Below are 5008 nucleotides of genomic sequence, written 5' to 3'. Positions count from 1 at the left end.
GCTGCGCGAAGCTCTCGGACGAGCTCGGCGCGGGTTCGATGACCGGCCTGCCGATCATCGAGACCAAGGCGAACGACGTGTCGGCCTACATCCCGACCAACGTGATCTCCATCACCGACGGCCAGATCTTCCTGCAGTCCGACCTGTTCAACGCGAACCAGCGCCCCGCGGTCGACGTGGGCATCTCGGTCTCCCGCGTGGGCGGCGACGCGCAGGTCAAGTCGATCAAGAAGGTCTCGGGAACGCTCAAGCTCGAGCTCGCCCAGTACCGGGCGCTGGAGGCGTTCGCGATGTTCGCGAGCGACCTCGACGCGGCATCGCGCCGTCAGCTCGCGCGCGGCGCGCGGCTGACCGAGCTGCTCAAGCAGCCGCAGTACGACCCGTACCCCGTCGAGGAGCAGGTCGTCTCGATCTGGGCCGGAACCAAGGGCAAGCTCGACGCGCTCGAGGTCGACGACGTGCTGCGGTTCGAGGCGGAGCTCATCGACCACCTCAAGCGCAACACATCGATCCTCGACACGTTGCGCGACACGAACGTGCTCGACGACGACACCGAGGCCGAGCTGGAGAAGCAGGTGGACGGCTTCTTGCTCGAGTTCCAGGCCGGCACGGCTCCGACCCCGCCGCCCGCCCTCGAGCAGGTCGAGGCGACCGAGGCCGACGAGGTCAGCCAGCAGCAGATCGTCAAGGGCCGCCGGGGCTGACACCGGGCCGGGAACAGCACACATGGGCGCACAACTCAGGGTCTACAAGCAGAAGATCGCCTCTGCGCAGACCACCAAGAAGATCACGAAGGCGATGGAGCTCATCGCGGCCTCGCGCATTCAGAAGGCGATGGGGCGCGTGCGCGCCGCCGCGCCTTTCGCGATCGCGGTGACGCGCGCCGTCCAGGCGGTGGCGACGCACTCCAACGTCTCGCACCCGCTGACGACCGAGCCCGCCACGGTGCGGCGCTCGGCGGTGGTGATCTTCTCCTCCGACCGGGGTCTGGCGGGCGCGTTCAACTCGCAGATCATCCGCGAGGGCCTGGAGGTCGCGCAGATGATTCGCGAGGAGGGCGCCGAGCCGGTGTTCTACCTCGTCGGGCGCAAGGCGGTCGGGTTCTTCCAGTTCCGCCACATCCAGGCGGCCGCGCAGTGGACGGGCGACACAGACACGCCGCACTTCCACACCGCGGAGGACATCGGCGACCGCCTCATCGACGACTTCATCCGCGGCGGCGACGCCGGCGGTGTCGACGAGATCCACCTCGTCTACAACCGCTTCGTCAGCATGATGACCCAGACCCCCGAGCGCTTGCGCCTGCTGCCGCTGCAGATCGTCGAATCGCACGACGCCGCCGAGCACCACGAGGACGACGCGCACCACGTGTACCCGCTGTACGACTTCGAACCGGACGCCGCGACGGTGCTCGACGCGCTCTTGCCCGTGTACGTGCAGAGCCGCGTGTTCAACGCGCTGCTGCAGTCGTCGGCGGCCAAGCACGCCGCGACGCAGAAGGCGATGAAGTCCGCGAGCGACAACGCCGACAAGCTCATCACCGACTACACCCGCCTGCGCAACAACGCGCGCCAGGCCGAGATCACCCAGCAGATCGCCGAGATCGTCGGCGGCGCCGACGCCCTGGCGTCAGGCAAGTAGAACCATCGAAAGAGAAGAAGCCATGAGCCTCACCGCTGAGAAGACCGAGACCCAGGTCGTCGGCCGCGTCGCCCGCGTCACCGGGCCCGTCGTCGACATCGAGTTCCCGCACGACTCGATCCCCGACATCTACAACGCACTGAAGACCACCATCACGATCGGCGACGAGTCCAGCGAGCTGACTCTCGAGGTCGCCCAGCACCTCGGCGACGACCTCGTGCGCGCCATCGCGCTCAAGCCGACCGACGGCGTGGTGCGCGGCCAGGAGGTGCGCGACACGGGCGGCCCGATCACGGTGCCGGTCGGCGACGTCACCAAGGGCAAGGTGTTCAACGTCACCGGCGATGTGCTCAACGCTGCGCCGGGCGAGACCGTCGAGATCACCGAGCGCTGGGGCATCCACCGCCAGGCGCCCAGCTTCGACCAACTCGAGTCCAAGACCCAGATGTTCGAGACCGGCATCAAGGTCATCGACTTGCTCACCCCGTACGTGCAGGGCGGCAAGATCGGCCTGTTCGGCGGCGCGGGCGTGGGCAAGACGGTGCTCATCCAGGAGATGATCCAGCGCGTCGCGCAAGACCACGGCGGCGTGTCGGTGTTCGCCGGCGTCGGCGAGCGCACGCGCGAGGGCAACGACCTCATCCACGAGATGGAGGACGCGGGCGTCTTCGACAAGACGGCCCTCGTGTTCGGCCAGATGGACGAGCCGCCGGGGACGCGACTTCGCGTCGCCCTGTCGGCCCTGACGATGGCGGAGTACTTCCGCGACGTGCAGAAGCAGGACGTGCTGCTGTTCATCGACAACATCTTCCGCTTCACGCAGGCCGGCTCCGAGGTCTCGACGCTGCTCGGCCGCATGCCCTCGGCGGTGGGCTACCAGCCCAACCTCGCCGACGAGATGGGCGTGCTGCAGGAGCGCATCACGTCGACGCGCGGCCACTCGATCACCTCGCTGCAGGCGATCTACGTGCCCGCCGACGACTACACCGACCCCGCGCCGGCGACGACCTTCGCGCACTTGGACGCCACGACCGAGCTCTCCCGTGAGATCGCCGCGCGCGGACTCTACCCCGCGGTCGACCCGCTCGCCTCCACGAGCCGCATCCTCGACCCGCGCTACATCGGCGCCGACCACTACCGGGTCGCCACCGCCGTGAAGCAGATCCTGCAGAAGAACAAGGAGCTGCAGGAGATCATCGCGATCCTCGGTGTCGACGAGCTCTCCGAAGAGGACAAGGTCGTCGTCTCGCGCGCCCGCCGCATCCAGCAGTTCCTCTCGCAGAACACCTACATGGCGAAGAAGTTCACCGGAATCGAGGGCTCCACCGTCCCGATCAAGGAGACCGTCGAGTCGTTCGACGCCATCGTGCGCGGCGACTTCGACCACGTCGCGGAGCAGGCGTTCTTCAACGTCGGCGGCATCTCCGACGTCGAGGAGAAGTGGGCGCAGATCCAGAAGGAGAACGGCTGACATGCCGCTCAACGTCAGCCTGGTCGCCGCCGCCGGAGAGATCTGGTCGGGCGAGGCCTCGCTCGTGGTCGCCAAGACCGTGATCGGCGAGATCGGCCTGATGGCCGGCCACGAGCCCGTGCTCGGCATCCTCTCCGAGGGAGAGGTCCGCATCACCGGCCTCGACGGCTCCAAGGTCATCGCGGCCGCGCACGACGGGTTCCTGTCGATGGAGGGCGACGACGTGACGATCGTCGCCGGTGACGCGCAGCTCATATCCTGACGTGCTGGTCCTGCTGCCGCCTTCGGAGACGAAGCGCGCGGGCGGTTCCGGCCGTCCATGGGAGTTGTCGCGCCTGGCGCTGCCCGAGCTGCGCGCGCAGCGCGAGGCGGTGCTGACGGCGCTCGAGGAGTTGTCGACGGATGCCGCCGAGGCGGCGCGCGTGCTCAAGCTCGGCGCGACGCAGCTCGGCGAGATCGAGGTCAACGCTGTCGTCCGGTCGGCGGCGGGGATGCCCGCGGTCGACCGCTACACCGGCGTGCTCTACGACGCGCTGGGCGCGGCATCCCTCGACGGCCACGCCCGCCGCTGGCTCGGCCGGCGCGTGCTCATCCACTCCGCGCCGCTCGGCCCCGTCGGCGCGCTCGATCCCATCCCGCAGTACCGGCTCGGCGCGAGCGCGTCGCTGCCCGGGCTGGCGCCGCTGCGGCGGCTGTGGGCAGACGCGGTCACGCGCGCGATCGAGGCGGCATCGCCGGCTTTCGTGGTCGACCTCCGCTCGGAGGCGTACGTCGCGCTCGGGCCCGTTCCCGAGCGCGTGCCGTCGGTGTTCGTGCGGGTCGTGACCGAAGGTCCCGACGGCGCGGTGCGCGCGCTCAACCACTTCAACAAGCATGCGAAGGGCGCGTTCGTGCGGTCGCTGGCGCAGTCGCGGCCCCGTGTCGGAACCCTCGGCGCACTGCGGCGGTGGGCGCTGGATGCGGGCTGGACACTGCGCGACGGCGCGCCGGGGGAGTGGCACCTGGTCACGGAAAGCGTCACACGTGCGTAACGTCACACGCGTCTCGGCGCCTGTCAGCCTCGGCGCGGCCTCGATAGCATAGAGGCGCGGGGCTGGATGGCTCGCGGATGTCCCCAATCCGCGTCCGCCCTGGAAAGGATGTGCTCATGGATTACGATTCCGGCGCGCTGGCTGCTGCCTATGCCGCCATCTTCGGAGTCATGTTCCTGCTTCTCATCGTGGTCTACGTCGTCGGCTCCTGGTTCCTGATGAAGATCTTCGACAAGGCTGGCGTGCAAGGCAAGTGGCGGGCCTGGGTGCCCGTGTACAGCTCGATGGTGTTGTTCAAGCTCGGCGACCTCAGCCCGTGGCTGGTGCTCTACGGGTTCGGCGCAGCCGTCGTGCTGTGCTGGGTGCCCGTGGTCGGCCAGCTCGTCGCGCTCGCGATGTTCGTGCTGTCGATGCTGGCGGCGTGGCGCGTCGGCCTGAAGCTGCAGAAGGAAGCTGTGTGGCTGATTCTGTACTTCTTCCTCAGCATGGTCTGGATGGGAATCCTCGCGTTCGACAAGTCGCGCTGGAACACGGCGGTCCCGGCCGCGCCGTGGGCGGGCAACGGATTCCTGGCCGACCGCACGGCGTGGGACGGCATCCCCAGCCAGGTCCCGGCGGGCGGTTTCCCGGCCTACCCGGTCACCGTGCCGGGAGCCTACCCGCCGCCCCCGCCGCAAGGCCATGCGCCGCCGCCGGCTGAAGGGTATGCGCCGCCGCCCGCTACGGGGTACGCGCCGCCGCCCGCTACGGGGTACGCGCCGCCGCCGCAAGGCTATGTCCCGCCGCCGGAGGGCTATGCGCCGCCGCAGCCGGCCGCGCCTGTCTCGCCCGAGCCGCCGGCAGCGCCCGCAGCGCCCGAGCCGTC

At 69.3% G+C, this 5008-nt stretch carries 5 protein-coding genes and 1 pseudogene; all 6 read left to right on the top strand.

The window, feature by feature from the left end; genetic code table 11:
• Positions 1 to 704: pseudogene (locus QM611_RS08690) on the top strand (F0F1 ATP synthase subunit alpha); the annotation flags it as partial.
• Between the two features lie 22 nt (positions 705 to 726).
• The gene (locus tag QM611_RS08685) at positions 727 to 1641 is read left to right on the top strand and encodes a F0F1 ATP synthase subunit gamma (RefSeq protein ID WP_415079514.1); all 915 of its coding nucleotides are present in this window, start codon (positions 727 to 729) and stop codon (positions 1639 to 1641) included.
• Positions 1642 to 1663: 22 nt separating this feature from the next.
• Positions 1664 to 3112 (top strand): F0F1 ATP synthase subunit beta, encoded by a 1449-nt coding sequence (gene atpD / locus QM611_RS08680; RefSeq protein WP_415079513.1) that lies wholly within the window; start codon positions 1664 to 1666, stop codon positions 3110 to 3112.
• Position 3113: 1 nt separating this feature from the next.
• A complete protein-coding gene (locus tag QM611_RS08675) occupies positions 3114 to 3374 on the top strand; it encodes a F0F1 ATP synthase subunit epsilon (RefSeq protein ID WP_415079512.1) in 261 nt (86 codons plus the stop codon).
• Position 3375: 1 nt separating this feature from the next.
• Positions 3376 to 4143 (top strand): YaaA family protein, encoded by a 768-nt coding sequence (locus QM611_RS08670; protein WP_415079515.1) that lies wholly within the window; start codon positions 3376 to 3378, stop codon positions 4141 to 4143.
• 116 nt (positions 4144 to 4259) lie between these two features.
• Positions 4260 to 5008 (top strand): hypothetical protein (locus QM611_RS08665; protein ID WP_415079511.1); only part of this gene is annotated, 749 nt, incomplete at its 3' end.

It is taken from the genome of Microbacterium sp., from assembly GCF_047606685.1.
GTDB lineage: Bacteria > Actinomycetota > Actinomycetes > Actinomycetales > Microbacteriaceae > Microbacterium.
Note: the sequence above shows the minus strand (reverse complement) of the source record. Positions and strands in the feature narration are given on the sequence as shown.